Raw genomic sequence first — 25,184 nt, forward strand, 5'->3', positions numbered from 1 at the left:
GTCCTTCGGGCGGTTCAATCGGCGTAATGGACCTGCGCCCCGTCCAGAATACAGGCGACGGGGGCTTCGGTCGGGGTCAGATCGGCGGCGCGACGGATCGCGGCCTTCTTTTCGTCGCCCATGATCAGGATATGCGTCGACAGCGCGCCGGACAACACCGGTGCGGTCAGGGTCATGCGCGGTTCGGGCGCGCCGGGGGCCCGCATCGGCAGCAGGATCGGCGCATCCGGCGACAGGCCTTCGGCCAGCCGGTCGGCCCCCGGGAACAGCGACGCGGTGTGCATGTCCGCCCCCATGCCGATCAGCAGAACGTCGATCGGAAGATGCGGTTTGATCGCGGTGGTCAGCGCTTCCAGGTCATCTTCGGGCGCGAGGGCATCCGAGATCAGCGGGATCAGGGTCGCGGCCGCGGCGGTGCCTTTCAGCAGGGTCCGGCGCAGCAGCGCGGTGTTGGACCGGTCCGAGGTTTCCGGCACCCATCTTTCGTCGGTCAGCATCACGTCGACGCGGTCCCAGGGCAGATGCACCTGCGACAGCGCGTCGAAGACCGGCCCCGGAGAGGTTCCGCCAGGCACCGCAAACGTCACCCGATCCTTGGCATGCAGGGCCGAGGTTAGCGCCGCCGCCAGGGTGTCGGCAAGCGACATGAACAACATGTCGCGGTCGGGATATTCGTTCCAGTTCATGATCTTATCTCTCTCCACCGGCGGCCGTCGCGATGGATCAGGACCAGCGCGTCCTCGGGGCCGGACGACCCCGGTTCATAGCTGACGGGCCGGTCGCCGCGGGTTTCCCAGCCTTCGATGATCGGATCGGTCCAGGCCCAGGCGGCCTCGACCTCGTCTCCGCGCATGAACAGCGTCTGGTTGCCCCGGATCACGTCCATGATCAGCCGTTCGTAGGCGTCGGGCACGTCTTCGCCTTCGGGGCCAAGCGCCTCGGCAAAGGTCATGTCCAGCGGCACGTCGATCAGGCGCATGCCGCCCGGCCCGGGTTCCTTGATCGTCACATCCAGGTCCATGCCTTCGTTTGGCTGCAGACGGATGGTCAGGATGTTGCGGTGGCGCCCGGCCTCGGCCCCGAAGATGGAATGCGGGGTTTCCTTGAAGATCACCGCGATCTCGGACGAGCGCGCCTTAAGCTTCTTGCCGGTGCGCAGGTAGAAGGGCGTGCCCGCCCATCTCCAGTTCGAGATATTGACCCGCATCGCAATGAAGCTTTCCGAGGTCGCGCGCGGATTTTCAACGTCATGGGCATAATCCTGCGCGCCCTTGGTGGCACCATATTGGCCGCGCACGATATTGGCTGGCTCCACATCGTCCAGCGCGCGGATCACCTTGAGCTTTTCGTCACGCACGGCGTCGGGATCGAACTTGGCCGGAGGCTCCATCGCGATCAGGCAGAGCAACTGCATCAGGTGGTTCTGCACCATGTCCCGCATCGCGCCCGAGCGGTCATAGTATTCGCCCCTGCCCCCGACACCCACGGTTTCCGCCACGGTGATCTGGATGTGGTCGACGTATTGCGAATTCCACAGTGGTTCGAACAGCATGTTGCCAAAGCGTACGGCCATCAGGTTCTGGACGGTTTCCTTGCCCAGGTAATGGTCGATCCGGTAGATCTGGCTTTCATCGAAGTGCTGCGCCAGCGTGGCATTCAGCGCGCGGGCGGTTTCCAGATCCCGGCCAAAGGGCTTTTCCACCACGATCCGGCTGTCGGCGTCGGCCATGCCATGGGCGTGCAGGCGTTCCGCCAGCGGGCCGAACAGGCTGGGCGCGACCGAGAAATAAAAGGCCCGGACGCGGCCGGGGATCATCAGGTCCGACAATTCTTTCCAGCCGTCTTCGCCCTTCGCATCGACGTTGACGTAATCGATCCGTTCCAGGAACGCCTCGACCGTGCCGGTTTCGCAGTCCTTCGAGGTGTTGAATTCGGCAATCGCCTCGGCCACGATCTGACGGAATTCATCGCGGGTGAGGTCCGACCGTGCGGCCCCGATGATGCGGCTTTCGTCCTCCATCTGACCCGAGCAGAACCGCCGGAACAGCGCCGGCAGGATCTTGCGACGGGCAAGATCGCCGGTCCCGCCGAAGATGACGAGATCAAAGGGATCGACGGGAATTACGCGCGAAACCATGCAAAATCCTTCCGTTCGGCGCTTAGTTTGGGCGCTAACATAGCGTCAGCCGCCCAGATCACAATGATGTTCTGAGGCCATATTCCCATTCGAGAGGTTTGCCCCGGCGCTGTCCAGCCGCTAGGTTCGGTTCAGCCACGGATTTTGCCGGACGGAGCCAGGATGAAAGACCAGATTGACGCCAATATCGGCAAGTTTCTTGACCCGAAGGTGACAGCCAAGGGCGAAACCCGCGCAACTGTCACCCTGACCGGCATCCGCACGCTTTGGATCAACACCGGGACGCTGTGCAACATTGCCTGTTCACATTGTTATATCGAAAGCTCTCCGACCAATGACGCGCTAGCCTATCTAAGCGCCGATGAGGCGCGCGCCGCGCTGGACGACGTGGCCCGGGCCGGCCACCCGGTGACCGAGATCGGGTTCACAGGTGGCGAGCCCTTCCTGAACCCTCAGTTTCCCCAGATGATCGAGGATGCGCTGGCCCGGGGCCATGACGTGCTGATCCTGACCAATGCGATGAAACCGATGATGCGCCTCGCCCCGCAAGAGGCGCTTTTGCGGCTGAACGCGGCCTATCCCGGCAAGCTGACATTGCGGATCTCGCTGGATCACTATGCCGCCCCCGCCCATGACGCCGAACGCGGCGCGGGCAGTTTCGAGGTCAGCCTGCAGGGCATGCGCTGGCTGCGCGACAACGGATTTGCCATGGCCGTGGCGGGACGCGGGTTCACCGACGAACCCGAAGACGCGGTGCGCGCGGGCTATGCCGCGCTGTTCCAGACCGAGGGCTTTGACATCGACGCCGCCAATCCCGGCCAATGCGTCATCTTCCCCGAAATGGACCTGAGCGCCGAGGTCCCCGAGATCACCACCGCCTGCTGGGGGATCCTGGACAAGGACCCCGGGGACGTCATGTGCGCGTCCTCGCGGATGCTGGTCAAACGCAAGGGCGAGGCGCCGAGCTTTGCCGCCTGCACCCTGCTGCCCTACGATCCGCAGTTCGACATGGGGACACAGACCCCGCAGATCGGGGAACGGGTGGCGCTGAACCACCCGCATTGCGCCAAGTTCTGCGTGCTGGGCGGGGCCTCCTGCGCGGCCTGACGCGCGGCCCCTGCCCCTGAGTTCTACTGCCCTAATGCAGGGTCAATTCACCCGCGCAGTTGCGCCATTCTCCGGGCGCGATTTCGCGTCTGTGCGTGAAACGGACCGAATGCAGCGGCCCCTCGATCTTGTCCTGCCAGAATTCGATGAAGCGGAACAATCGGGGGTGGTCGGGGGCCAGGTCGTATTCCTGCCAGATGAAGGTGTTCAGCACGTGCTGATAGTCGGGCATGCGATAAAAGATTTCCGCCGTCGTCAGCCCGTAGCCGCGCAGCATCATTTCCGTCTCGCTCATCTGCATTTTGCACCTCTGTGGTTGTGGATAGAAAAATCATGCCGCAGAGAGAATAAAAAGCAACAAAAACAGGTTGTTATCAACGCACCGCACTGAGTGACAAAACAGGCTTTGCGCAGCCATTGCACCCAAGAGAGAGTGGGTGCTATAGTCCGTCCCAACAACATATAGAAGCTGCCAAAGAACAGGGCCGACAGTGACGGACACCCCAGAAACCCCTGAAAACACTGAAGAAACGCCGAAGAAGGTGTATGACGGGCCGGTGGTATCGATCACCGACGAGATGCGTAATTCCTATCTGGACTACGCCATGTCGGTCATCGTTTCGCGGGCGATTCCTGATCTGCGGGACGGCCTGAAACCTGTGCACCGGCGGATCCTTTTCGCCATGCACGAGGTCGGCAACACCCACGACAAGCCCTATCGCAAATCGGCGCGTCCGGTTGGCGACGTCATGGGTAAGTACCACCCCCATGGCGACAGCGCGATCTATGACGCGCTGGCGCGGATGGCGCAGGACTTCTCGATGTCGCTGCCGCTTCTGGACGGCCAGGGCAACTTTGGCTCCATGGACGGGGACAAGCCCGCGGCCATGCGTTACACCGAAGTGCGGATGGACAAGCCGGCGCAGTACATGCTGGCCGATATCGACCGCGACACGGTCGACTTCCAGGACAACTATGACGGCAAGGACCGCGAACCCTCGGTTCTGCCGGTGCGCTTCCCCAACATGCTGGTCAATGGCGCGGGCGGCATCGCCGTCGGCATGGCGACCAACATCCCGCCGCACAACCTGGGCGAAGTGGTCGATGCCACGCTGGCGCTGATCGAGAACCCCGACATGTCGGTCGAGGACCTGATCGAATACGTGCCTGGCCCCGATTTCCCGACCGGCGGCGTGCTGCTGGGCCGGTCCGGCGCGCGCAAGGCCTATATCGAAGGCCGCGGCAGCTGTATCGTCCGGGCGAAGACCCACGTCGAAGAGCTGCGCAAGGAACGCTACGGCATCGTCGTCGACGAGATCCCCTATCAGGTGAACAAATCCGCGATGATCGAGAAGATCGCGGAACAGGTGCGCGACAAGAAGATCGAAGGCATCGCCCATGTTCAGGACGAATCCGATCGCCACGGTGTGCGCGTCGTGATCGAGCTGAAGCGCGACGCCACCCCGGATGTGGTGCTGAACCAGCTGTGGCGTTTCACGCCGATGCAGACCTATTTCGGCTGCAACATGCTGGCGCTGAACGGCGGCCGCCCCGAGGTACTTACGCTGTACGGCTTCCTGTCGAACTTCATCACCTTCCGCGAGGAAGTGGTGGCGCGCCGGACCGCCTTCCTGCTGCGCAAGGCCCGCGAGCGCAGCCACATCCTGTGTGGTCTGGCCGTTGCGGTGTCGAATGTGGACGAGGTCGTGGCGACGATCCGGTCCTCGGCCGATGCGGCGGAAGCGCGCGAAAAGCTGATGACCCGTCGCTGGCCCGCCGCCGACATCGCGGATTACATCCGCCTGATCGACGATCCGGCGCATACGATGAACGACGATGGCACCTACAACCTGTCGGAAACGCAGGCCCGCGCCATCCTGGAACTGCGTCTGCAGCGCCTGACCCAACTGGGCGTCAAGGAAGTCACCGACGAGCTGGAAGAGCTGGCCGCCAAGATCAAGGAATACCTGGCGATCCTCGGGTCGCGCGACCGGATCATGGGTATCATCTCGGACGAGCTGCGCGAAGTGAAAGAGCTGTTCGCCGTGCCGCGCCGCACCGAGATCGTCGACTGGTCCGGCGACATGGATGACGAGGACCTGATCGAGCGCGAAGACATGGTCGTGACGATCACCCAGTCGGGCTGGATCAAGCGTACGCCGCTGGCCGACTACCGCAGCCAGAAACGCGGCGGCAAAGGTCTGTCGGGCATGTCGACCAAGGATGACGACGTGATCACGTCGCTGTTCGTGGCCAACACCCATACGCAGCTGTTGTTCTTCACCACCGACGGCATGGTCTACAAGCTGAAGACCTGGCGTCTGCCGCTTGGCGGGCGGACCGCGAAGGGCAAGGCGATCGTCAATATCCTGCCCATTCCCACGGGTGTCTCGATCGCGGCAATCATGCCGGTGGACCGGGACGACAGCGAATGGGGCGATCTGCAGATCGTCTTTGCGACCAGCGCCGGTACGGTGCGCCGCAACGCACTGTCCGACTTCACCAACGTCATGCGCAACGGCAAGATCGCGATGAAGTTCGAGGGCGAGAACGAAGGCATGCGCCTGATCAACGCCGCGATCTGCGAACCCGAAGACGACGTGATGCTGTTCACGCAGTCGGGGCGCGCGATCCGCTTCCGCGCCGGCGACGTGCGCGTGTTCAATTCGCGTAACTCGGTCGGGGTGCGCGGCGTGAAGCTGAACGAAGAGGACGAAGTCGCCTCGATGTTCGTGCTGCCGCACTTCCTGGCGGAATCCGACGAACGGGCCTCCTATCTGAAGATGCGCCGCGCAATGGCCGGCGATGTCGAACAGACCGCCGACGAAGAAGAAGGCAATGCGGACATGCCGCTGAGCCAGGAGCGCTATGCCGAGATGTCGGCCGCCGAGACGCTGATCCTGACCATCACCGAAGGTGGGGCCGGGCATATCTCCTCGTCGCATGATTACCCGGTTCGGGGTCGTGGCGGCATGGGCGTCACTGCCTGGGAGAAGAGCATGCGCACCGGTGAGATCATCGCGGCCTTCCCGGTCGAGATGGACGATCAGGTCATGCTTGCGACCTCCAAGGGGCAGTCGATCCGGGTTCCGGTCGATGGCATTTCCTTCCGGTCGCGCAGCGCGGGCGGCGTGCGGGTGTTCAACACCGGCAAGGGCGAAACCGTCGTTTCGGTCGCCCGGATCGCCGAACAGAACGAAGACGAAGACGGCACCGAGGGGAGCGGCGCCGCCGAGAATGGAACGGAAGACAGCTGATGCTACGCGGAACGGACACGCGGATCGATAACTGGGACGACCTTCGCTATCTGCTGGCGGTACACAAGACCGGCAGCATGAGCGCGGCGGCACGCCTGCTGACCACCAACCCGGCGACGGTGTCCCGTCGCCTGGCCCGCCTGTCCGAGACGCTTGGGTACGAGCTGTTTCACAAGACGCCGGAAGGCTGGGTCGCCTCGGAAGCCATCGGACCGTTGCTGCAAAGCGTCGGCAGCTTCGAAGGCGAGATCGACAGCTATCTGAACGCGGCCGAATCCAGGGATGGCGCGCTAAGCGGGTCGGTGTCGATCGGCATGCCCGGGTCGCTGGCCAATGGGGTTCTGTCGCCGTTCATTCCCGACCTGGTTCAGGCGCATCCCGGCATCCGGCTTAGCCTGCATGCCCAGACCTACCGCGAAACCCTGGGCGAGAATGACCTGATCATCTCTCCCCTGCGGCCGCAGCAGGGCCGGCTGGTGGTGCGTCCGATCGGCAAGGTGCACGCCAATGTCTATTGCTTCCCCGACAGCCCGCGCAACGGGCCCTGGGTGGGTCTTCTGCGCCATCACGACGGGCACGAGCCGATGATCACCGCGCTCAACGCCTTTGACGGCAAACCGCCGTCGGTCCGGCTTGAGACGCTGCACGACACGGCAAACGCCATCCGCGTGACCCGCCTGCCCGGCGTCACCCTGCGGATCGAGGCCGCGCTGACCCCGGACATGGAGATCTACGATGCCTCGGTGCCCGATACCGAAACATCGCTGTATCTTTGCTATCACGAAACACGGCGGAAAGACCCGCTTCTGCAAGCTGTGATTGAGTGGATCACCGACGCCTTCGACAAATCTGACACTCTTTAGCGTCAGGGGTGTCGCGGCTGCGCGGCACCTATTTGCAAAGCTGATCGTGTTTCGGACAAAGCCGGTTTTGCTGATGCCCAAGCCTTGCTGGCGCAACCTACACGTGCAATACCTTGATCGTACCTTTCAGGGGCGCGGATAAGGCTCCAGCCAGGCTACGGGATCAGGGCTTTCTACCTATCTTTCTGATCCCCCGGCCAAGCCCGCCGCTTCCGCCCTCTCGGGTCGAGATGATCGATCCGGCGGTCGTGCCGCAACCGTCCTCTAGCACTACGGGGCCGCGGCAGAGAAGTCATAGGTGGGGACCAACAGACCCCGTCGATCCTTCAGCTTACTTGGGTCGGAGTTTTCTCCGACCCTTATTTTTTGGTGCTTGTGCCGCAGTCGCCGAGACGCCGGTTCACAGCCCGTAAAGGGCCGTGAACTTGTCCTCGATATAGCGGATCAGAGGTTCGGCCGTGGGGGCTGTGCCGCAGGCGCGGGCCACGACCTCTTCGGGGCGATAGAGGCCGCCGTGGGTCTGCAGGTTGCTGCGCAGCCAGGTCGTGGCTGCCGTGGTGTCGCCCTTGGCCAGCTGCGCGTCCAGGTCGGGGACATCGCGGCGCAGCGCCTCGTTCAGGCAGCCGGCATAGACATTGCCCAGGGAATAGGTCGGGAAGTACCCGAACAGACCGACGGACCAATGCACGTCCTGCAGACAGCCAAGTGAGGCGCGCGGCACCTCATAGCCGAAGTCGGCCTTGAAGCGGTCGTTCCAGGCGGTTTCCAGGTCCGCCGGGGCCAGATCGCCCGACACCAGCGCCCGCTCCAGATCAAAACGCAGCATGATGTGCAGGTTGTACTGAAGCTCATCACTTTCGGTGCGGATGAAGTCCTTCCGCACCCGGTTTACCGCCCGATAGAAGGCATCCGCATCCGCCACGCCGATGTCGCCGAACAGCGCCTTCATCTGGTCGAACATCCAGCCAGCAAAGGCGCGCGAGCGGCCCAGCTGATTTTCATAGATCCGGCTTTGGCTTTCATGCACGCCCATGGACACGCCATGGCCAAGCGGCGTCAGCGCATAGGCCGGGTCGATCCCCTGTTCGTAACAGGCATGGCCGACCTCGTGGATTGTCGAATAGAAGCAGTTGAAGGGATCGTCTTCGCTGACCCGCGTGGTGATCCGCACGTCCGACCCCGAGCCCGAGGAAAACGGGTGGACCGACAGGTCCAGCCGCCCGCGCGTCAGGTCATAGCCAAAGGCCACGGCCAGGGCGCGGGTGAACTCCATCTGCTTGTCGGTGGCGAAACTGCCGCTTAGCCCCGCCGGTTCGGGGCGGTCCAGCACCTGTTCGCGCAGGGCGGTCAGACGCGGGCGCATGGTGCCGAACATCTGCCCCAGCTGTGCGGCAGTCATGTCGGGTTCGTAATTGTCGATCAGCGCGTCATAGCGGTCGCCGCCATCGGCCAGCGCCTCGCCTTCCTCTTGCCGCAGGCTCACGACCTGTTCCAGCCAGGGCAGGAAGGCCTTGAAGTCATCGGCGGCCCGGGCGGCGGCCCATTTGCCCTGCGCGACCGAGGTCACGCGCGCGATCTCGGCCGCCAGACGTGCGGGCACCTTCTGGGTCTTGTCGTAATCCCGGCGGATATGGCGCAGCATGGCGGTCTGCGCTTCGCTCTGCGCCTCTCCCCTGGCCTGTTCCAGCCAGTCGCCGATGCGCGGATCGATGCGCCGGGCGTGCAGGACCGAGGACAGCGCCGCGTGTTCCTCGGACCGCTGTTCTGCCGCGCCCTCGGGCATCATGGTTTCCTGGTCCCATTCCAACCGGCCAGCGATGGCGGACAGGGCTTCGGTTTCTTTCTGGAACGCCAGAAGATCGGAAAGCGCGCTCATCTGTCAGCCTCTTACAGATTGGGGAACGGGATAGGCGGCATGGAACCGCGCCCGCAGGATCAGAACAAAGGTCGCCACGGCCAGGATCTGGTGTGTCAGCGCCACATGCATCTGCGCCGCCGAAATCACCGTGTAGATGCCCAGCACGACCTGACCGCAAAGCGCGATGAAGGCCACCATGAAGGCACCCGAGGTCACGCGGTTCGCCGCCTTGCGGGATTTCACGAAGATCATGATCGAGAAACCCAGCAGCAGATAGCCGGTCATCCGGTGGATGAACTGCACAAGCCCCGGATTTTCCAGAAAGTTCCGCCAGGCGGGCTCCAACATCATCGGATCGGGCGGCAGGAACTGCCCGCCCATGGTCGGCCAGTCGGTATAGGACCGCCCGGCGTCGATCCCGGCCACCAGCGCGCCGATCAGGATCTGCAGGAAGGCGAAATGCATCCAGCCGGTGCCAAGCGAAAACAGCTTGGCATCCTTGGACCGCCGCGCCTGCATCAGGTCGCGTTCCTCGCGCCCCAGCATCAGGATGTACCAGGCGATGAAGCCCAGGATCACAAAGGCCAGGCCCAGATGGGTCGCCAGCCGGTAAGAAGCCACATCCAGCATGGTTCCCGTCAGCCCCGAGGACACCATCCACCAGCCGATCGCCCCCTGAAGGCCGCCCAGACCACCGATCAGCAGCAGACGCCCGGTCCATCCGGTCGGGATTTTCCGCAAGGCGAGGAAGCCAAAGAAGCCAAGCGCCCAGACAAGGCCGATCACGCGGCCCAGCTGACGGTGGCCCCATTCCCACCAATAGATCGACTTGAAATCCTCAAGCGTCATCCAGGCGTTCTGGACCTTGAATTCGGGGATCTGCTGGTACTTGTCGAATTCCGCCTGCCAGTCGGCGGCGTTCATCGGCGGCATGGCCCCGGTCAGCGGTTTCCATTCGGTGATGGACAACCCGCTGTCGGTCAGCCGGGTCAGCCCGCCCACGGCGATCATCACGACCACCAGGGCAAACAGAAGCATCAGCCAGACGCGGATGGCCCCACGTGCGCCGCGCTTGGCGCGGTCGATGGCTCCGGTGGCGATTTGGGGGCGCTGGTCCGTCTGGACCTCTACGAACAATTTGCGTTTCTCGGACATATCCTGCCTCTTGATTTCAAGCGGAAGGTAGTCGCCCAACCCACTGGCGTCCAGTCAGCCGCTGCGGTCCTTCCATCGGACCATCTGACGCAGGATGCCATGCAGCGTCTGCACGTCCGCCCGGGTCAGCGGCATCCGCGACCACAGGTTGCGCAGGTTCATCTTCATGCCCTCGGCCTTGTGGTCGGGGAAGAAAAACCCCGCGTCGTCAAGGCGTTGTTCGTAGTGCTCCGACAGCTTTTCGATCTCGACGTTGGTGGCCCATTCGGTGCCGGCCATGTCCATGCGCTCGGCTTCGATCTGTTCGGCCTGGCGACGCCATTCATAGGCACACAGCAGCACGCATTGCCCAAGGTTGAGCGAGGGGAATTCCGGGTTCACAGGCACGTTGATGATCGTATTGGCGCGGGTGATATCGTCATTCTCAAGACCCGCGCGTTCGGGGCCAAACATCACGGCAACCTTTTCGCCCCGTCCGATCATCTCGGCCGCCATTTCCATCGCGCGTTCGGGGGTGACGACGGGTTTCGTCAGGCCGCGCGCCCGGGCGGTGGTGGCAAAGACATGAGTGCGGTCGTGCAGCGCCTCGGCCGTGGTGTCGAACAACCCGGCCTCGTCCAGCAGACGGCCCGCACCGCTGGCCATGGCAACGGCGCGCTGGTTCGGCCAGCCGTCGCGCGGCGCGGTCACCCGCATCCGGTCCAGCCCAAAGTTCCACATGGCGCGCGCGGCGGCACCGATGTTTTCCCCCATCTGGGGGCGGACAAGGACGAAAACGGGCTGGGTCATGGGGGTTTCCTTACGTTTCACGCCTGTTACCGGGGTCAGGCACCGGGAACAAGCCTTTGCGCCGCGCCGCGATCACGGGTATACCGCCGCAACTTCACGGAGATTCCCCATGGCCGAGACCGAGCAGCCGCAGATCTATCTGATTTCGCCCCCGGATTTTGAGCTGAGCAGCTTTTCCGAGGCGCTTGGTGCCGTCCTTGACGTGGCCGAGATCGCCTGTGTCCGCCTGGCCCTGGCCAGCCACGACGAGGGAGAGATCGCCCGCGCCGCCGACACCCTGCGCGAGGTCAGCCACCAGCGCGACGTGGCGATCGTGATCGACAACCACATCCTGCTGGCGGAACGCCACGGGCTGGACGGCGTGCATCTGACCGATGGCTCGCGCTCTGTGCGCAAGGCGCGCAAACAGCTGGGCCCGGATGCGATCGTCGGGGCCTACTGCGGCACCTCGCGTCATGACGGCATGTCGGCAGGTGAGGCCGGGTCGGATTACGTCAGCTTTGGCCCCGTCGGCCAATCCGCGCTGGCCGGCGGTGAGATGGCCGATTTCGAGACCTTCGAATGGTGGTCGCAGATGATCGAACTGCCCGTGGTGGCCGAGGGCGGGCTAGACGTCGATCTGATCACCCGGCTGGCCCCGGTGACGGATTTCTTCGGCATCGGCACCGAGATCTGGAAATCCGAGGATCCGGCGCAGGCACTGAAGGCGCTGCTGGCCCCCTTGGGCTGAGTTCTTCGGACCTTTTTCTTTTAAGGATCAGTTCCGGCGACTTTATTCTATGATCTGCCGTTCCGGCGGCATGGCCGACCGCACGATCCGTTCGCATTCCCGCGCCAGCACCTTGCGGTCGGCGTAGTCGGCGACGCGGATCGGCGGGTGATAGACAAGCTCGACCCGGCCCTGTCGCGGCGCGCCCAGGACCCGCACCAGATGCCAGCCAAAGTCCATTTCTCCCCACCATCCGTAGAATGTCGGCTCCCGTCCCTCGGGCGCGTGGTAGATCATGGTGACCGGCTGGATCTTCAACATGCTGCGTAAGTCCGGGTCGTAAAAAGCCGAGAACAACGTCGTCTTGAACGGCAGAACCCGCATGGCATCGGTCGAGGTTCCCTCTGGAAAAAACAACAACTTGTGCCCAATACTTAATCTATCGCGCAAGATCTCCTGCTGCTGTTTCGCCTCGCCCCGGACCCGGTTGATAAAGATCGTCCCCGTCGCCCGCGCCAGCCAGCCGATGCCGAACCAGCCGCGCACCTCGGCCTTGGACACGTAGTACACCCGCTTGGCCGCATGCAGCGTGAAGATATCCGTCCAGGAGGCATGGTTGGCGACGATCGCCCCGTGCTCCTCCATCGGGGTGCCGCGCACGATCAGGCGCATCCCCGTGATGCGGAAGAACATGCGACAGACGAACTGGGTGATATAGGGCGTATAGGGCCGGTGCAGGCCATAGATCCAACGCTCGGGCTGGCGCAGGATCAGCAGCAGGCCCAGAGACCCAAAACAGATGATGCCAAAAGGAATGGCGCGCAGCCAGAAACGCAGCTTGGTGCCGCGATCAAGGGGCGGCTGCGGGGCCTCGGCCTTGTCGGGATCCCAGGTCATCGTTTCTGTCCGTATATGCGGGCCTGCGCATCGCTAAGGCGGTTGGTGTCGAGGATCAGGAAGACATCCGTCGTGTTGAACGCATGATCCACATAGGCCCCGTCCCCGACCATGCCGCCCAGACGCAGGTAGCCCTTGATCAGCGCGGGGATCGCCCGCATGGCCGCGGGGCGGTCAATCTGATCTTCAGGCACCAGATCCATCGACTGATAAGCCGCGGGCTGCGTGCGGACGCGAAGATCCGCGGGCGCAAGGTGCCGGTGATGCAGCAGCGACAGCGGGTGCGACAGGTCGGTCAGATCGGTGCCGTGGAACGACGCCGTGCCGAACAGCAATTCGATGCCGCGGGCCTCGACGTAGTCGGACAAAGCCTGCCACATCAGGTACATACCCATGCCGCCGCGATAATCGGGATGCAGACAGGACCGCCCGAGCTCCAGCAGCTTGCGGCCAGACTTACGCAGTAAGCCCAGGTCATATTCATCTTCGGAATAGAACTGTCCGGCGGCCTCGGCCCCCGCTTCGGTCAGCAGGCGATAGACGCCGACGACCTGATCGCGGATAGCCTGCCCGCGCGTGGGATCCAGCAGCAGTAGGTGGTCGAAGAAGGGGTCAAAGCGGTCCTGCTCCAACTGCCTATCATGGTCGACCATCTCGCCGTCGCCGCCGAGTTCCTGCACGAAGACCTGATAGCGCAGGTGCTGCGCGGCCTCGACCTCGGCCGGGTCGCGCGCAAGGCGAACCACATAGTCAGAGGAGGCGTCGGGCATGGGTCTTGGGTCCTGTCAGGCTTTGGGAGGGTTTACGGAGGCCGGGCACCAAGCGCAATCCCCGGCGGGGCTGGCGCGTAGTGCGGTGATGCCCCTTAACGTCGTTAACCTTAACGTAACGTTTTGCGTCGCATAGTGTGGAGGGCAGGATCAGTCGAAATGCGGAATCAGCGCGATGCGTGAGCCATCAATCACAACCTTCCCGGCCTCGGGGAAGTTCACCGTGACGCGGCCGGCGATATTGGACTGCACCTGTCCGATGCCCCAATCGGGTTCCTGCGGGTGGCTGACCCGCATTCCGGGTTCCAACAGCGCGTTAAGATCGCTCATGCCTCGTCCTTCTTCTTGTCTGGGCTCTGGCCCCTGGGGTCTGTGATGGCCGATCATATCCGAAAGCTGGCCGCGCTTGTAGGGTCGCGCATCTGTCATGACCTGATTTCGCCAATCGGGGCGATCCAGAACGGCGTCGAGCTTCTGGCGATGGAGGGGCGCAGCGGCCCGGAAATGGCGCTGATCGAAGACAGCGTCATGAATGCTTCGGCCCGGGTGCGGTACATGCGGATCGCCTTTGGCATCGCCAGCGAAGGTCAGCCCGTGTCCCGCCCGGAAATCCAGTCGATCCTCGCGGATATGAGCCGCGCGGGACGGGTGCGATACGACTGGACGCTGACGCAGGATTGCGCCCGTAGCGATGCCCAGCACGTCTTTCTGGCCATGATGTGCCTGGAGGCCGCGATGCCACGCGGTGGCACAATCCTGGCGCGCGGCGATGACGCCCACTGGCTGATCACCGGCCCGGCGGAAGACGACCGCCCCAGCCCCGCGCTCTGGTCGATGCTGACGGGGGCAGAGGGTGTGGATCCCCTGCCCGCCCAGGTGCAATTCGCCCTGCTGCCCGAGATCCTGAAGGACACCGGCGCACAGGTCGAAATCCTGCGCGCCAGTTCCGGTCTGACCCTGCGTCTGCCGCGCGCTTAGCGGCGGACCGCGCCCTTGCCTTCGACAAGGTATTTGAAGCTGGTCAGCTGTTCCGCCCCGACAGGGCCGCGCGCGTGCATCTTGCCGGTGGCGATGCCGATCTCCGCGCCCATGCCGAATTCGCCGCCATCGGCAAACTGGGTCGAGGCATTGTGCATCAGGATCGCGCTATCGAGCCGCTCAAAGAAGTAATCGGCGGCCTTCTGATCCTCGGTCACGATCGCATCCGTATGGTTCGATCCATAGGTGCGGATATGCTCGATCGCCTCGTCCACGCCGTCGACCAGCTTGGCCGCGCAGATCATGTCCAGGAACTCCTTGCCATAATCGTCCGCCTGCGCGGGGATGACACCGTTCAGTTTCGCCAGCTCCTTGTCGCCGCGCACCTCAACCCCGGCCTTGACCAGCGCATCGGTCAGAAGCGCGCCGTGCTGGGTGTAGAAGCGCCAGTCGATCAGCAGACATTCCATCGCGCCGCAGATGCCGGTGCGGCGGGTCTTGGCGTTCAGAATGATCTCGACCGCCATGGCGGGATCGGCGGTGGCACCGACGTAGATGTGGCAGATGCCTTCAAGGTGGGCGAAGACGGGCACGCGGGCCTCGCGCTGGACCAGGCCGACCAGCCCCTTTCCGCCACGGGGCACGATCACGTCGATATGGTCGGTCATGGTCAGCATTTCCTGCACCGCCGCGCGGTCGCGCGTGGGCACCAGCTGAATCGCGGCCTCGGGCAGACCGGCCTGTTTCAGCCCCGTCGCCAGGCACTGATGGATGGCGGTCGAGCTGTGGAAGCTTTCGGATCCGCCGCGCAGGATCACCGCATTGCCGGACTTCAGGCACAGCGCACCGGCGTCAGCGGTCACATTGGGCCGGCTTTCATAAATCACGCCGACGACGCCCAGGGGCGTGCGCACCCGGCGGATGTTCAACCCCGAGGGCATATCCCACTGGGCGATCACGTCGCCCACGGGATCGCGCTGATCGGCCACGGTGCGCAGCCCGTCGACGATGCCGCGAATGCGGGTCTCGTCCAGCATCAGCCGGTCCATCATGGCCTTGGACAGGCCCTTGTTTTCGCCAAACACCAGGTCTTCGGCATTGGCGGCAATGATGTCGTCGCGGTTCTTCCAGACGGCATCGGCGGCCCCGATCAGGGCGGCGTGCTTGCGGTCGGGGCTGGCAAAGGCCAGTTCGGCGGCCGCCTTGCGGGCGTTTTCGCCAAGTTGCTTCATGACGGCGGGAATATCGTCGAGGTCTTTCATCGGGACGCTCCTGTAACGTTGGTCGGTTCTTAGGATGCGCGGGCCGGGGGTGCAACAAAAAGGCCCGCACGTGGGTGCAGGCCTTGGGTCGGATATGAGGTTTGCGTCAGATCAGCCCGGCGCACACCAGATCCACCCCGCCTGCGGCGGAGGTCACTGGGAGGGCTGGGATTTGAGCGGCAAAAACGCATGTCGGATCCTGTCTGTGCCGGTAACATCGGCGCGGGGGACGGGTTTGGCAAGGGGTAAATCGCGTGATCAGACCGCCATGTCGTCCCGGTGCACCAGGGCGGCGCGGCCGGAATAGCCCAGGATCGCCTCGATCTCGTCGCTGCGGTGGCCGGCGATCTGCCGCGCCTCGTCCGAAGTATAGCGGGTCAGCCCCTGCCCCAGCACGGCGCCATCCGGATCCGACAGTTCCACCGGGTCGCCGCGCCCGAAGCGGCCGGTGACATGGGTCACCCCGGCGGGCAGCAGCGATTTGCCCGCCCGCATGGCGCGCACGGCCCCGGCGTCCAGAACAAGGCGGCCCTGGGGCTTCATCGACCCGATCCAGCCCTTGCGGGCGGTTTGCGGATCACCCTTGGCCAGGAACCAGGTGGCAGGCGCGCCCTCTTCCAGCCCCTGGATCGGGTTCATGCGGAAACCATGGGTGATCGCCATGGCGCAGCCGGCGGCGGTGGCGGTCTTCGCAGCCATGACCTTGGTCTTCATGCCGCCCTTGGACAGGCCCGATCCGGCGTCGCCCGCCATGGATTCGATCTCGGGCGTGATCTGGGCGACCTGGTCCAGCCGGGTGGCGGTCGGATCCTCGGAGGGGTTGGCGGTATAAAGGCCATCCACGTCCGACAGCAGGATCAGACGGTCGGCCCCGACGGTCACGGCGACCTGCGCCGCCAGACGATCATTGTCGCCATAGCGGATTTCATCGGTGGCCACGGTGTCGTTTTCGTTCACGATCGGCACCACGCCAAAGCCCAGCATGGTTTCCAGCGTCGCGCGCGAGTTCAGGTAGCGGCGGCGGTCGGCGCTGTCCTCCAGCGTCACCAGAACCTGGCCGACCTTGATGTCGTGCCGCCCAAGCGCCTGGCTATAGGCGGCGGCCAGGCCGATCTGGCCGGTCGCGGCAGCGGCCTGGGCGTGTTCCAGCGACAGGACCCCAAGGCCCAGCCCCAGCACGCCGCGGCCAAGCGCGATTGAACCGGAGGATACCAGAACCACGTCGATGTCCCGCGCCCGCAGCGCGGCGACATCATCGGCCAGGCTTTGAAGCCAGTCGGCCCGCAGCGATCCCGTGGCCCGGTCCACCAGAAGGGCCGAGCCGATCTTGATCACGACGCGCCGGGCGTCGGTCAGGGTTGCCAAGTTTCCGGCTCCTCATCGGTGGTTTTCTGACGCAGCCGGTCCTCACTGATCTCGGCGCGCAGGGCGCGCAGCACCTCGGTCACGCCTTCGCCCGAGGCACCGGACATCAGCATGACGGGGCCGCCCACGGCCTCTTCCAGGAATTCGCGCTGCATGTCGCGCAGTTCGTCGTCCAGGCTGTCGATCTTGTTCAGAACGGTGATGCGCGGCTTTTCCGCCAGCTCACCGCCATAGGCTTCAAGCTCTTGAATGATGGTGCGGTAGTCTTCGGCCACGTCATCGGCGGTGCCGTCGATCAGGTGCAGCAGCACGGAACAGCGTTCGACATGGCCCAGGAACAGATCGCCCAGGCCCCGCCCTTCGGAGGCACCTTCGATCAGGCCGGGAATGTCGGCCACAACAAATTCCGCGCCATCCACGCCGACAACGCCGAGGTTGGGGTGCAGCGTGGTGAACGGGTAGTCCGCGATCTTCGGCCGCGCATTCGAGGTCGCCGCAAGGAAGGTCGATTTGCCCGCGTTCGGCAGACCCAGAAGGCCCGCATCCGCGATCAGCTTCAGCCGCAGCCAGATGGTGCGTTCCACGCCCTCCTGGCCGGGGTTGGCCCGGCGCGGGGCCTGGTTGGTCGAGGTCTTGAAATGCGCGTTGCCGAAGCCGCCGTTGCCGCCCTTGCCCAGCATGACGCGCTGGCCCAGTTCGGTCAGGTCGGCGATGACGGTTTCGCCGTCTTCTTCCAGGATCTCGGTGCCGACGGGCACGCGCAGGATGATGTCATTCCCGTCCGCGCCGGTCTTCAGCTTGCCCTGGCCTCCGCGACCGTTTTCCGCAAAGAAATGCTGCTGGTAACGGAAATCGATCAGCGTGTTCAGGCCATCCACGGCCTCGGCGATGACATCGCCGCCGCGTCCGCCGTTGCCCCCGTCGGGACCGCCGAATTCAATAAACTTCTCGCGCCGGAACGAAACGGCACCGTTGCCGCCTGCGCCCGAGCGGATGTAGACCTTTGCGAGATCGAGGAACTTCATCTTTGTCTCCTGCCGCAAAGGTCGCTTAACGTAAGCTTACCGGCGGCTCAATTCAGTTTTCGGATATAGGTCCAGGTGGCCACCTTGGCATTCCGCGCGACCGAGAAGCTTTCGGCGTCGCCCACATAGGCGAAACCGGCATTGGTCAGAACGCGGGCCGAGGCCGGGTTGTCCTGAAAGACCGATCCGAAAATCGTGTCGTTGTTCAGCGGGTTGGCATCGACAAGCGCCTGAACGGCGGTTGATGCGACACCGGTGTTCCACCAGGCAGGCGCGACCCAGTAGCCGATTTCGGCCTGGCTTCCGCCCCGGTCGCCCGGTTCCATCGTCTTCAGGCTGATGAGGCCCTTGAGTTCGGCACCGCCCGTGGCCGAGGCATCCATGGCCCAGACCAGTTCATCGGGCGTATTGCCGGTGATGCGCGTCACGAAGGCCTCGGTCGTGCCCGGTGGCAGCGGATGCGGGATCGAGGTGGTCATGCGGGCGACCCGTTCGTCGGCGCCATACATCTCGATCAGACCGGCGTCCGAGCGCCGCACGGGCCGCAGGGTCAACCCCTCGGCCTCGATATCCGGTACAAAGTTCAAGAGGTCGTCCATTGGGTCTCCTCTCCCAGAATGCCCCTCAACGTCGAAGGGGACCGGCGGTTTCGCCGATCCCCCTGATGTCGCATCAGCCTTAAGATCGGCTTACTCTGCGGCCTCCGCCACTGGCAGGACGGAAATGAAGGTACGACCCTTCAGGCCCTTGTGAAACTTCACGTTGCCTTCGACGGTTGCGAAAATGGTGTGGTCCTTGCCCAGGCCCACGCCTTCACCCGGCCACCACTTGGTGCCGCGCTGACGGCAGATGATGTTGCCCGGGATGACGGCTTCGCCACCGAATTTCTTGACGCCAAGACGACGACCCGCTGAGTCGCGTCCGTTACGGGAGGAACCGCCAGCTTTTTTATGTGCCATATCGTTTTCTCCTTAAGCTCAGGCGAGCGTTTTCGCCTGCTCGACCCACTCGGGCTTGACCTTGACGGCGTCGAAGGTTTCGACGTCCACGGCCGCCAGCTGGGCGAAGGTGGTGATGCCGGCGTCTGCCAGCTTCTTGGCGGCGGCGGGGCCGACACCGGTGATTGCGGTCAGATCGTCACCTGCAGCTGCGGGTGCTTCTGCCTTGGCGGCTGCTTTCGGGGCAGCTGCTTTCTTTTCCGCTTTGGGTGCAGCGGCAGCAACAGCGGCACCGGAAACGGAGCCCGCGCCGATGGCGGCCTTGACGCCCGACTTGCCTGCGCCCTTGGCGAGGATGTCGGTGACACGCAGCAGGGTCAGCTGCTGGCGGTGGCCTTTTTTGCGCTGCGACGAATGCTTACGACGACGCTTGACGTAGTGGATCAGCTTGTCGCCCTTGATCTGGTCAACGACTTCAGCCTGAACGCCAGCATCTTCGACCAGAGGCGCGCCAACGACCAGATCGTCGCCACCCACCATCAGAATCTCGTTGAACTGGACTTTTTCGCCGGCATCGGCAGCCAGCTTTTCGACGCGCAGCAAATCGCCGGATTTCACGCGATACTGCTTACCGCCGGTCTTGAGGACCGCAAACATGTGCATCTTCCTTGTCTACCGCGTCCTCTGGTCCCTGTTTCCAGGCGTTTCCGGGTTGCCCCACCTTCGAACGGCGCGCCCCTGTCGGGGCAAATTATCAATACCCGCGCAGACCGAATGCCTGCCGGGATGCGGGCAGTTACGCAGGATCGGGGCACAAGTCAAGGCATTGCAGGCCCAATTGCGCCCCCGGGGCCGGATTTGACCGGCCGCTGTTGCGCATTACAGGTCCTGGCCTGCCAGCTGACGGGCAACGGCCAGGCCAAGGGCGTGATATTGCTGATTATACATCTCGCCGAAGCCGGCGAAAAGGGCGCGGTTCAGCCGCTGGCCGGGCCGGGATTCCGAAAAGGCGATATAGGCGCGCAGATCCTCGGGATCCAGCGGGCTGTAGGCGGTGTAAAGGAAGGCACGCAGCCAGTCCTCTGTCTCGGCCCGGTTGCCTTCGGCGTCGTTCCAGACCTGGTCTAGGATCTCCTGTTCGGTCATCAGGAAGACCTCGCTTTGCGACAGGCCCTTGAGGAAGGCCACATTGGTGTTCATCGCCCCCGAGGTGTTGTAGTCCACCAGGTCGTTCACGGTGATGAATCGGTCCACCAGGTCCAGAAGCTCGGGATCGGCGTCGCCTGCCGCGATCAAGTCCCGTGCGGCGGCTTCGGTATCGGGGTCCAGGAAGGCGCGCCGCGCCGTCATCTCAAGCGTGATGATCTGCGTGCCGCGCTCGGATGTGAAGAAATCCAGCAGGGGCTCCATCTCGGTGCCGTCCAGATCGGCCGAAAAGCCGTCGCGCATGACCTGCGCCATGGTTTCGGGTTCATAGATCGCCGTGATGTCGCGCACCCAAAGATCCGAGGCCGTGTTGCCCAGGTACTGCACCGCGACCTCTTCGGCCATGTCCAGGCCTTCGTCGCGCATGATGTCCAGCGCCTTGGGGATTTCCAGCGCGGCCCAAAGCCGGTCCAGCGCCGCACCGGGCTGCGCCCAGGCGACGGGCGCACACAGCACGAACCCAAACGTGGCGGCGATCAGGTGACGGGCGGTCATAGCTCCTGCCCCGGCGACATGCGGCCCAGGCGATCGGCGACCTCTTCAAAGCGGTTCGCCATGATCTCGTATTGAACGGCGTTCATCAGCTCATAGACCTCCTGCATCAGGGGGTGTTCCAGCGCCTCGGTATAGGCCTCAAGGTCTTCGTTCGAAAAATCGCGGTAGGTCGCGGCGGACCCGGCCATGCCCGACAGGCGCATCGACTCGATCACCTCGTCGGCGCGTTCGGCCTGGGCGGCGCGCAGGCCCTCTTCATCGACGCGCAGCATGATGACCCCGGCCTGTTGCGCGGCCATAAGGAACCGGATTTCCAGTTCATTGGCGGCGCGCAGGCTTTGTTCGTCGGATCCGATGGCATCCATCATCCGTTGCAGGATCACGATCCTCTCGGGGTCGGTGTCCTGAAGCTCGGCCAGAAGCTCTCCTCCTTCGCCGCGCTTTTCGTCGCCGTCGCGCATGTGGCTGGCATTCTCGGCTTCGACCAGGCGCTGCCCCAGGTCAGAGGCGTAGAAATCCGCCGCATGGGACAGGGCTTCGTCCGAAAGCGTCTGGCCCAGAATCGTCATGGCATCGGCCTGCATGTCTTTCACGTCAAAGACATCGCCCGCCATCAGGGTCCAGGCCGCCCCGAAATCCTGCGCCTCGAGCCCCAGCATCCGCGGCGCATCCTCGGCCGAGAGCTTGATGCTTTCCAGGGCCACGTCGAATCCGGTGACGGTCAGAAAGGCGCGCAGCCTGTCGCGGTCGGCCGCCGAGGCCGAAGTTGCGATCACCAGCGTGACGCAAACCGCCAAAAGGACGCCTGCGACGGCACGGAGAGGACGGAAGAAGGGTATCAAGACTGCACCTTTGCTAGGACCTGCTGACATTTTCGCCCCTGCCCGACGCCACGTCAAACCGGACCTTCGGCCCTGTTTTGACCCTGTATGGCTTGGCGCTTCGGGGGCGTTGATCGAAAGTTAGGACATTTCCTTGCACGCGCAATGCAAAAGGCCTCTTGCACGGGCGGAAAGATGCCGTTAGACGGACCTCCCAGACCCCCGCGGAGAGGTGCCGGAGTGGTCGAACGGGGCGGTCTCGAAAACCGTTGTGGGTGCAAGCCCACCCAGGGTTCGAATCCCTGTCTCTCCGCCACTTTCCCCCTACGGGAAGTGCCCTTTTATTAGCCACATTTTCATCATGAAAATGAACCTTGCCTTGGTTCAATTCGTAACGATACATTGAGTTTCGTTAAATCAATCAAGGTACGTCATGAATATCACCAAGGCCGCATTGGCAATTGGAATTTTTTCAATGGTTGGAGCCTGTGTTCCCACGGCTCACAGCATCTATTGGAAAAGTGGAAAAACATATCAACAACGGCAGAACGATTTTACCAACTGTGAGGTCGAGGCAGTCCGGAAGGTGCCCGTTGCTCAGGCCGTTGGCGTGACGCCCGTCTACCACACCCCGGCGTACACCACGCCTATCCAGACAAGCTGCTATGGAACCGGCTACTATGCTTCGTGCACCTCGACTGGTGGACAGGTTTATGGTGGTCAGACCTATGGCGGAGACGTCTATACCTACGACGCCAACTCTGATCTGCGTGATCGCGTTGCAATGCAATGCATGTCCAATCGCGGGTACCAGAAGATCACGGTGCCGGTCTGTGACGCCGAGCAAAAGAAGCTAGCTGTTTCGGCGAAAAGCGGGAGATCCCCTGCGGCCTCGCAAGTCGTCTGCATTACTGCAGACAAAAGCGGATACGTTCTGACAAACTGATCGGAAATTCGAATTCCGGATGATGAAAAACCCGGTGCGGTCGGGGACCGGCACCGGGTGCTGAAATCAATGTCGTCTCTTCAGTAACGAATGAACTGTCAGAATAGGCAGGTCTTCAAATCGTCGTCAGGTGTCGCGGCCCCCAAAAAGCGGGACCGCGTCAGGAACCGTGCACGGGCGACAGGGACATGTTCACGTTGTGCAGCAGCTTGGCGACCTCGGGGTTGAGCGAGGGGCGCGCGGGTTTGTAGGCCGTGGGCACGTGCTTCAGCTCGGGGAACATCGCGAAAAGCTCGTCGATGGCTTCGACATCCATGCCGTTGTAGGCGCCGACGCCGGGCAGGAAGCTTTCGGTCCAGGTGCCTTCGGACAGGACCAGTTCGTGATCATCGAACATCAGGTGATAGTAGACGACCTCGTCCACCTCTTCGACGGTGATGCCGGGACGGCCGACCAGGTCCTGTGCCGCGACCAGGCCTTCTTCGTCACCGCAGACCTCGGCAACGTTTTCGCCCGAGACCATGACGCGGTGCTGCGGAGACACCAGCAGATCGCGGTCGGGCATCTTCGGGCCCAGGGCACCGGCGGCGATGCGCACGGGGCGGGTGTTGGCGAATTCGGAAACCTCGGAGGCAGAGACGTGGCGGCAGCCGATCCAGCGCAGGGTCTGCAGGCCGTGGTCGCGGGTCATGACCTTGTCACCGGGGGTCAGCTGTTCGACAGCGCGCTGGCCCTGAAGCGTCAGGATCCGGGTCCCTGCGGTAAAGCAAGCAACGGCACCCTGTTTGCCCACGCGGCGTGCCTGAACCATCTCGGCGGAGATATCGGTTTGCTTCGTCATGTCTTTGCCTCTCGTCGCTTCATGCATCTCAAGGCCCCCGCCGATGGTTATACATAGATTGAGACGGCCGTGGTGATTTAAGGCGAAATCGGGGCGAATTTTCGCGATTTCGCGGCCCGGCCGAACCGTTTCATGGACAGTCACGATGGTGGTCGGAAATTGTTTCACCCACGTGAACCAAAACGCCATATTTCGATTCGGAATTTGGGCGAATTGGGGCGCGCCCTGCCCCAATCCGGACCGAATTGGGCGCGGATTGGGGGCGGCGGCGGGCAGGAGCCGCCCCCGGATTCGCCCCTGGCCATGGACCATCCGGCGGCGCGGGGCGTGCAAGGCCCCGCCCGCCCCGGCGGATCGGCTTGACATCCCCGGCGGTCATTTACACTGTAAGCGCCCGATACAAGCCGCCCCAGGGACCCGATCCATGCCCGATCCCAGCCAGACACAAACCAGCCAGACACAGACCCGCCTTCCCCTGTCGCGTGACCGTATCCTGGTGGCCGCGCTGGCCTATGCCGACACCCACGGGCTGCAGGCGCTGTCGATGCGCAAGGTCGCGGGTGATCTGGGGGTCGAGGCGATGTCGCTATACAATCATATCAGCAACAAGGCGGATATCATCGCTGGCATCACCGATCTGGTCGCCGGAGAGATCACCCTGCCCACGCCCGACTTCGACTGGAAGGGCGAGATGCGGGCGCGGTCCCAGTCGGCGCACCGGGTGCTGGTGAAACACCCTTGGGCGGCAGCTCAGTTCCAGGCCGGGCATCCGCCGGGGCCGATGATGATGACCTATCTCGATGCGACACTTGGCTGCCTGATGGCCGTGGGCTTTACCCCGGCGCAGGCCGATCACGCGCGCAACACGATCGACAACCATATCTACGGCTACACTCTGCAAAAGCTGACCCGCCCGACCCGCGCCAGGGAAATCGCCCGTGCCGCCAAGAAAGAGCTGAAGTCGATCCCCGCCGCCAGCTATCCGCATCTGCACCGCCGGACCGAGGAACTGGCCAATGCCACCTCCGCCGAGGTGGACGATTTCGACTTTGGCCTGACCCTAATCCTGGACGGGCTGGACGCCCTGCGCTGACAGGGCCCCAGACATGAAAGGTGACATGAGCGAAGACATGTCCGACCCGGTGTCCGCCATCCGCAACCTTGGCCCGGCCTCGGTCACGCAATTCGCCCGCGCCGGGATCCACACGGCAGATGAGTTGCGCGAGATCGGGGCAGACGGGGCCTATGCAAGGCTTCTGGCCCATGGGCAGCGGCCGCATTTCATCGGCTTTTATGCCCTGGTCATGGGGTTGCAGGGCCGCCCCTGGAACGACTGCAAGGGGGCCGAGAAAGACGCGCTGCGCGCCCGTTTCGACGCGATCTGCGCCAAGGCCCGCGACGGGAACGATGATGGCGCGAGTGACGGTCTACCCGCCGATCTGGCCCGGTTCCTGCGTGACACGGGGATCGGGGTGCCCTGACCCCTGCCCCTTTCCTTGGCGGAACTTTTGCCCAGCCTTGCCTGTTTGTCCCTCAAGCGCACAGCCGAGCGATCGGCCCCGCATTGACCAGCATTGAAAGGACACGACATGGACATTCTTCGCATTCTGATCGCCATCTTCATTCCGCCCCTGGGTGTTTTCCTGCAGGTCGGATTGGGGGGTGCCTTCTGGCTGAACCTGCTGCTGACGATCCTGGGCTATATCCCCGGTATCCTGCACGCAGTCTATATCATCCTGACCCGCGGCCCGGCCCGCGCCTAAGG

General features: G+C 63.6%; 27 protein-coding genes and 1 tRNA gene. 10 read left to right on the forward strand and 18 right to left on the reverse strand.

Annotation, left to right across the window (positions count from 1 at the left end; all coding sequences use genetic code 11):
* Positions 1-14 precede the first annotated feature (14 nt).
* Complete coding sequence (gene pgl / locus BMX99_RS15590) at positions 15-686, reverse strand: 6-phosphogluconolactonase (protein WP_093453915.1); 672 nt, start codon at positions 684-686, stop codon at positions 15-17.
* Positions 683-2,137, reverse strand: a complete 1,455-nt coding sequence (zwf, locus tag BMX99_RS15595) for a glucose-6-phosphate dehydrogenase (protein WP_093453918.1) — start codon at positions 2,135-2,137, stop codon at positions 683-685. The genes pgl and zwf overlap by 4 nt, the downstream gene beginning before the upstream one ends.
* Positions 2,138-2,299: 162 nt before the next feature.
* Here zwf and BMX99_RS15600 point away from each other — a divergent pair, with 162 nt between their 5' ends.
* Complete coding sequence (locus BMX99_RS15600) at positions 2,300-3,244, forward strand: radical SAM protein (protein ID WP_093453921.1); 945 nt, start codon at positions 2,300-2,302, stop codon at positions 3,242-3,244.
* A gap of 31 nt (positions 3,245-3,275) precedes the next feature.
* Here the strand turns inward: BMX99_RS15600 and BMX99_RS15605 are convergent, their stop codons facing one another.
* Positions 3,276-3,545, reverse strand: a complete 270-nt coding sequence (locus BMX99_RS15605; protein WP_093453923.1) for an usg protein — start codon at positions 3,543-3,545, stop codon at positions 3,276-3,278.
* 190 nt (positions 3,546-3,735) lie between these two features.
* Between BMX99_RS15605 and gyrA the strand changes: the two genes are divergently transcribed.
* Both gyrA and BMX99_RS15615 read left to right on the forward strand, forming a co-directional pair.
* A complete protein-coding gene (gene gyrA / locus BMX99_RS15610; protein ID WP_093453926.1) occupies positions 3,736-6,501 on the forward strand; it encodes a DNA gyrase subunit A in 2,766 nt (921 codons plus the stop codon).
* The gene (locus BMX99_RS15615; RefSeq protein WP_093453929.1) at positions 6,501-7,364 is read left to right on the forward strand and encodes a LysR family transcriptional regulator; all 864 of its coding nucleotides are present in this window, start codon (positions 6,501-6,503) and stop codon (positions 7,362-7,364) included. Before gyrA ends, BMX99_RS15615 begins: the two co-directional genes overlap by 1 nt.
* A gap of 400 nt (positions 7,365-7,764) precedes the next feature.
* On the opposite strand, the gene BMX99_RS15620 is transcribed toward BMX99_RS15615, so the two are convergent.
* Genes BMX99_RS15620 through BMX99_RS15630 form a run of 3 tightly spaced genes read right to left on the reverse strand, consistent with a single transcriptional unit; the run spans position 7,765 to position 11,166 of the window.
* A complete protein-coding gene (locus BMX99_RS15620; protein ID WP_093453932.1) occupies positions 7,765-9,240 on the reverse strand; it encodes a carboxypeptidase M32 in 1,476 nt (491 codons plus the stop codon).
* Between the two features lie 3 nt (positions 9,241-9,243).
* On the reverse strand, positions 9,244-10,377 hold the full coding sequence (gene ctaA / locus BMX99_RS15625) for a heme A synthase (protein WP_093454378.1): 1,134 nt from the start codon (positions 10,375-10,377) through the stop codon (positions 9,244-9,246).
* Between the two features lie 54 nt (positions 10,378-10,431).
* Positions 10,432-11,166, reverse strand: coding sequence for an RNA methyltransferase (locus BMX99_RS15630; protein ID WP_093453935.1), 735 nt, complete (start codon positions 11,164-11,166; stop codon positions 10,432-10,434).
* A gap of 109 nt (positions 11,167-11,275) precedes the next feature.
* Between BMX99_RS15630 and BMX99_RS15635 the strand changes: the two genes are divergently transcribed.
* Complete coding sequence (locus tag BMX99_RS15635; protein WP_093453938.1) at positions 11,276-11,896, forward strand: thiamine phosphate synthase; 621 nt, start codon at positions 11,276-11,278, stop codon at positions 11,894-11,896.
* A 42-nt stretch (positions 11,897-11,938) separates the two neighbouring features.
* Here BMX99_RS15635 and olsA read toward each other — a convergent pair whose 3' ends face one another.
* From olsA to BMX99_RS15650, 3 genes are all read right to left on the reverse strand, one after another.
* Positions 11,939-12,772, reverse strand: coding sequence for a lyso-ornithine lipid O-acyltransferase (gene olsA / locus BMX99_RS15640; RefSeq protein ID WP_093453941.1), 834 nt, complete (start codon positions 12,770-12,772; stop codon positions 11,939-11,941).
* Positions 12,769-13,542, reverse strand: a complete 774-nt coding sequence (gene olsB / locus BMX99_RS15645) for a l-ornithine N(alpha)-acyltransferase (RefSeq protein WP_093453944.1) — start codon at positions 13,540-13,542, stop codon at positions 12,769-12,771. Before olsB ends, olsA begins: the two co-directional genes overlap by 4 nt.
* 150 nt (positions 13,543-13,692) lie before the next feature.
* Positions 13,693-13,872: a DUF3553 domain-containing protein gene (locus tag BMX99_RS15650; RefSeq protein WP_093453947.1), complete on the reverse strand. Its 180-nt coding sequence runs from the start codon at positions 13,870-13,872 to the stop codon at positions 13,693-13,695.
* 45 nt (positions 13,873-13,917) lie between these two features.
* On the opposite strand from BMX99_RS15650, the gene BMX99_RS15655 reads away from it, so the two are divergent.
* Entirely contained in the window at positions 13,918-14,520 is a 603-nt protein-coding gene (locus tag BMX99_RS15655) for a histidine phosphotransferase family protein (RefSeq protein WP_093453950.1), read from the forward strand.
* On the opposite strand, the gene BMX99_RS15660 is transcribed toward BMX99_RS15655, so the two are convergent.
* The 8 genes from BMX99_RS15660 to BMX99_RS15695 form a co-directional block, all read right to left on the reverse strand.
* On the reverse strand, positions 14,517-15,782 hold the full coding sequence (locus tag BMX99_RS15660) for a glutamate-5-semialdehyde dehydrogenase (protein ID WP_093453953.1): 1,266 nt from the start codon (positions 15,780-15,782) through the stop codon (positions 14,517-14,519). The two genes, BMX99_RS15655 and BMX99_RS15660, sit on opposite strands and share 4 nt — an antisense overlap.
* Positions 15,783-16,040: 258 nt before the next feature.
* Complete coding sequence (proB, locus tag BMX99_RS15665; RefSeq protein ID WP_093453956.1) at positions 16,041-17,147, reverse strand: glutamate 5-kinase; 1,107 nt, start codon at positions 17,145-17,147, stop codon at positions 16,041-16,043.
* Positions 17,135-18,172, reverse strand: coding sequence for a GTPase ObgE (gene obgE / locus BMX99_RS15670; RefSeq protein ID WP_093453958.1), 1,038 nt, complete (start codon positions 18,170-18,172; stop codon positions 17,135-17,137). The genes proB and obgE overlap by 13 nt, the downstream gene beginning before the upstream one ends.
* Positions 18,173-18,219: 47 nt before the next feature.
* A complete protein-coding gene (locus BMX99_RS15675) occupies positions 18,220-18,771 on the reverse strand; it encodes a GNAT family N-acetyltransferase (protein WP_093453962.1) in 552 nt (183 codons plus the stop codon).
* Positions 18,772-18,861: 90 nt separating this feature from the next.
* Positions 18,862-19,131, reverse strand: a complete 270-nt coding sequence (rpmA, locus tag BMX99_RS15680; protein ID WP_093453968.1) for a 50S ribosomal protein L27 — start codon at positions 19,129-19,131, stop codon at positions 18,862-18,864.
* An 18-nt stretch (positions 19,132-19,149) separates the two neighbouring features.
* Complete coding sequence (locus tag BMX99_RS15685; protein WP_093453971.1) at positions 19,150-19,767, reverse strand: 50S ribosomal protein L21; 618 nt, start codon at positions 19,765-19,767, stop codon at positions 19,150-19,152.
* 222 nt (positions 19,768-19,989) lie between these two features.
* Positions 19,990-20,811 carry a DUF2059 domain-containing protein gene (locus tag BMX99_RS15690; protein ID WP_093453973.1) on the reverse strand — a complete coding sequence of 274 codons (822 nt, stop codon included), beginning with the start codon at positions 20,809-20,811 and terminating at the stop codon, positions 19,990-19,992.
* Complete coding sequence (locus BMX99_RS15695) at positions 20,808-21,653, reverse strand: DUF2059 domain-containing protein (protein WP_244525562.1); 846 nt, start codon at positions 21,651-21,653, stop codon at positions 20,808-20,810. The genes BMX99_RS15690 and BMX99_RS15695 overlap by 4 nt, the downstream gene beginning before the upstream one ends.
* Before the next feature lie 205 nt (positions 21,654-21,858).
* Between BMX99_RS15695 and BMX99_RS15700 the strand changes: the two genes are divergently transcribed.
* Together BMX99_RS15700 and BMX99_RS19515 are read left to right on the forward strand one after the other, a co-directional pair.
* Positions 21,859-21,948 (forward strand) — tRNA-Ser (locus tag BMX99_RS15700).
* Between the two features lie 117 nt (positions 21,949-22,065).
* On the forward strand, positions 22,066-22,578 hold the full coding sequence (locus BMX99_RS19515; RefSeq protein WP_139199568.1) for a hypothetical protein: 513 nt from the start codon (positions 22,066-22,068) through the stop codon (positions 22,576-22,578).
* Positions 22,579-22,738: 160 nt separating this feature from the next.
* Here the strand turns inward: BMX99_RS19515 and BMX99_RS15705 are convergent, their stop codons facing one another.
* Positions 22,739-23,419: a Hint domain-containing protein gene (locus tag BMX99_RS15705; protein ID WP_170848766.1), complete on the reverse strand. Its 681-nt coding sequence runs from the start codon at positions 23,417-23,419 to the stop codon at positions 22,739-22,741.
* A gap of 424 nt (positions 23,420-23,843) precedes the next feature.
* On the opposite strand from BMX99_RS15705, the gene BMX99_RS15710 reads away from it, so the two are divergent.
* The 3 genes from BMX99_RS15710 (at position 23,844) to BMX99_RS15720 (ending at position 25,182) form a co-directional block, all read left to right on the forward strand.
* The gene (locus tag BMX99_RS15710; protein ID WP_093453982.1) at positions 23,844-24,512 is read left to right on the forward strand and encodes a TetR/AcrR family transcriptional regulator; all 669 of its coding nucleotides are present in this window, start codon (positions 23,844-23,846) and stop codon (positions 24,510-24,512) included.
* A 37-nt stretch (positions 24,513-24,549) separates the two neighbouring features.
* Positions 24,550-24,900, forward strand: coding sequence for a TfoX/Sxy family protein (locus BMX99_RS15715; RefSeq protein ID WP_093454381.1), 351 nt, complete (start codon positions 24,550-24,552; stop codon positions 24,898-24,900).
* Between the two features lie 108 nt (positions 24,901-25,008).
* Entirely contained in the window at positions 25,009-25,182 is a 174-nt protein-coding gene (locus BMX99_RS15720) for a YqaE/Pmp3 family membrane protein (protein ID WP_093453985.1), read from the forward strand.
* Positions 25,183-25,184: the final 2 nt, after the last annotated feature.

The organism is Pseudooceanicola nitratireducens, assembly GCF_900109195.1.
Classification (GTDB): Bacteria; Pseudomonadota; Alphaproteobacteria; order Rhodobacterales; family Rhodobacteraceae; genus Pseudooceanicola; species Pseudooceanicola nitratireducens.

What these genes read in the sequence shown, in the direction of transcription:
- pgl (WP_093453915.1), bottom strand. Translation starts at nt 686, where the DNA reads ATGAACTGGAACGAATATCCCGACCGCGACATGTTGTTCATGTCGCTT.
- zwf (WP_093453918.1), bottom strand. Translation starts at nt 2,137, where the DNA reads ATGGTTTCGCGCGTAATTCCCGTCGATCCCTTTGATCTCGTCATCTTC.
- BMX99_RS15600 (WP_093453921.1), top strand. Translation starts at nt 2,300, where the DNA reads ATGAAAGACCAGATTGACGCCAATATCGGCAAGTTTCTTGACCCGAAG.
- BMX99_RS15605 (WP_093453923.1), bottom strand. Translation starts at nt 3,545, where the DNA reads ATGCAGATGAGCGAGACGGAAATGATGCTGCGCGGCTACGGGCTGACG.
- BMX99_RS15615 (WP_093453929.1), top strand. Translation starts at nt 6,501, where the DNA reads ATGCTACGCGGAACGGACACGCGGATCGATAACTGGGACGACCTTCGC.
- BMX99_RS15620 (WP_093453932.1), bottom strand. Translation starts at nt 9,240, where the DNA reads ATGAGCGCGCTTTCCGATCTTCTGGCGTTCCAGAAAGAAACCGAAGCC.
- ctaA (WP_093454378.1), bottom strand. Translation starts at nt 10,377, where the DNA reads ATGTCCGAGAAACGCAAATTGTTCGTAGAGGTCCAGACGGACCAGCGC.
- BMX99_RS15630 (WP_093453935.1), bottom strand. Translation starts at nt 11,166, where the DNA reads ATGACCCAGCCCGTTTTCGTCCTTGTCCGCCCCCAGATGGGGGAAAAC.
- BMX99_RS15635 (WP_093453938.1), top strand. Translation starts at nt 11,276, where the DNA reads ATGGCCGAGACCGAGCAGCCGCAGATCTATCTGATTTCGCCCCCGGAT.
- olsA (WP_093453941.1), bottom strand. Translation starts at nt 12,772, where the DNA reads ATGACCTGGGATCCCGACAAGGCCGAGGCCCCGCAGCCGCCCCTTGAT.
- olsB (WP_093453944.1), bottom strand. Translation starts at nt 13,542, where the DNA reads ATGCCCGACGCCTCCTCTGACTATGTGGTTCGCCTTGCGCGCGACCCG.
- BMX99_RS15650 (WP_093453947.1), bottom strand. Translation starts at nt 13,872, where the DNA reads ATGAGCGATCTTAACGCGCTGTTGGAACCCGGAATGCGGGTCAGCCAC.
- BMX99_RS15655 (WP_093453950.1), top strand. Translation starts at nt 13,918, where the DNA reads ATGGCCGATCATATCCGAAAGCTGGCCGCGCTTGTAGGGTCGCGCATC.
- BMX99_RS15660 (WP_093453953.1), bottom strand. Translation starts at nt 15,782, where the DNA reads ATGAAAGACCTCGACGATATTCCCGCCGTCATGAAGCAACTTGGCGAA.
- obgE (WP_093453958.1), bottom strand. Translation starts at nt 18,172, where the DNA reads ATGAAGTTCCTCGATCTCGCAAAGGTCTACATCCGCTCGGGCGCAGGC.
- BMX99_RS15675 (WP_093453962.1), bottom strand. Translation starts at nt 18,771, where the DNA reads ATGGACGACCTCTTGAACTTTGTACCGGATATCGAGGCCGAGGGGTTG.
- rpmA (WP_093453968.1), bottom strand. Translation starts at nt 19,131, where the DNA reads ATGGCACATAAAAAAGCTGGCGGTTCCTCCCGTAACGGACGCGACTCA.
- BMX99_RS15685 (WP_093453971.1), bottom strand. Translation starts at nt 19,767, where the DNA reads ATGTTTGCGGTCCTCAAGACCGGCGGTAAGCAGTATCGCGTGAAATCC.
- BMX99_RS15690 (WP_093453973.1), bottom strand. Translation starts at nt 20,811, where the DNA reads ATGACCGCCCGTCACCTGATCGCCGCCACGTTTGGGTTCGTGCTGTGT.
- BMX99_RS19515 (WP_139199568.1), top strand. Translation starts at nt 22,066, where the DNA reads ATGAATATCACCAAGGCCGCATTGGCAATTGGAATTTTTTCAATGGTT.
- BMX99_RS15705 (WP_170848766.1), bottom strand. Translation starts at nt 23,419, where the DNA reads ATGACGAAGCAAACCGATATCTCCGCCGAGATGGTTCAGGCACGCCGC.
- BMX99_RS15710 (WP_093453982.1), top strand. Translation starts at nt 23,844, where the DNA reads ATGCCCGATCCCAGCCAGACACAAACCAGCCAGACACAGACCCGCCTT.
- BMX99_RS15715 (WP_093454381.1), top strand. Translation starts at nt 24,550, where the DNA reads ATGTCCGACCCGGTGTCCGCCATCCGCAACCTTGGCCCGGCCTCGGTC.
- BMX99_RS15720 (WP_093453985.1), top strand. Translation starts at nt 25,009, where the DNA reads ATGGACATTCTTCGCATTCTGATCGCCATCTTCATTCCGCCCCTGGGT.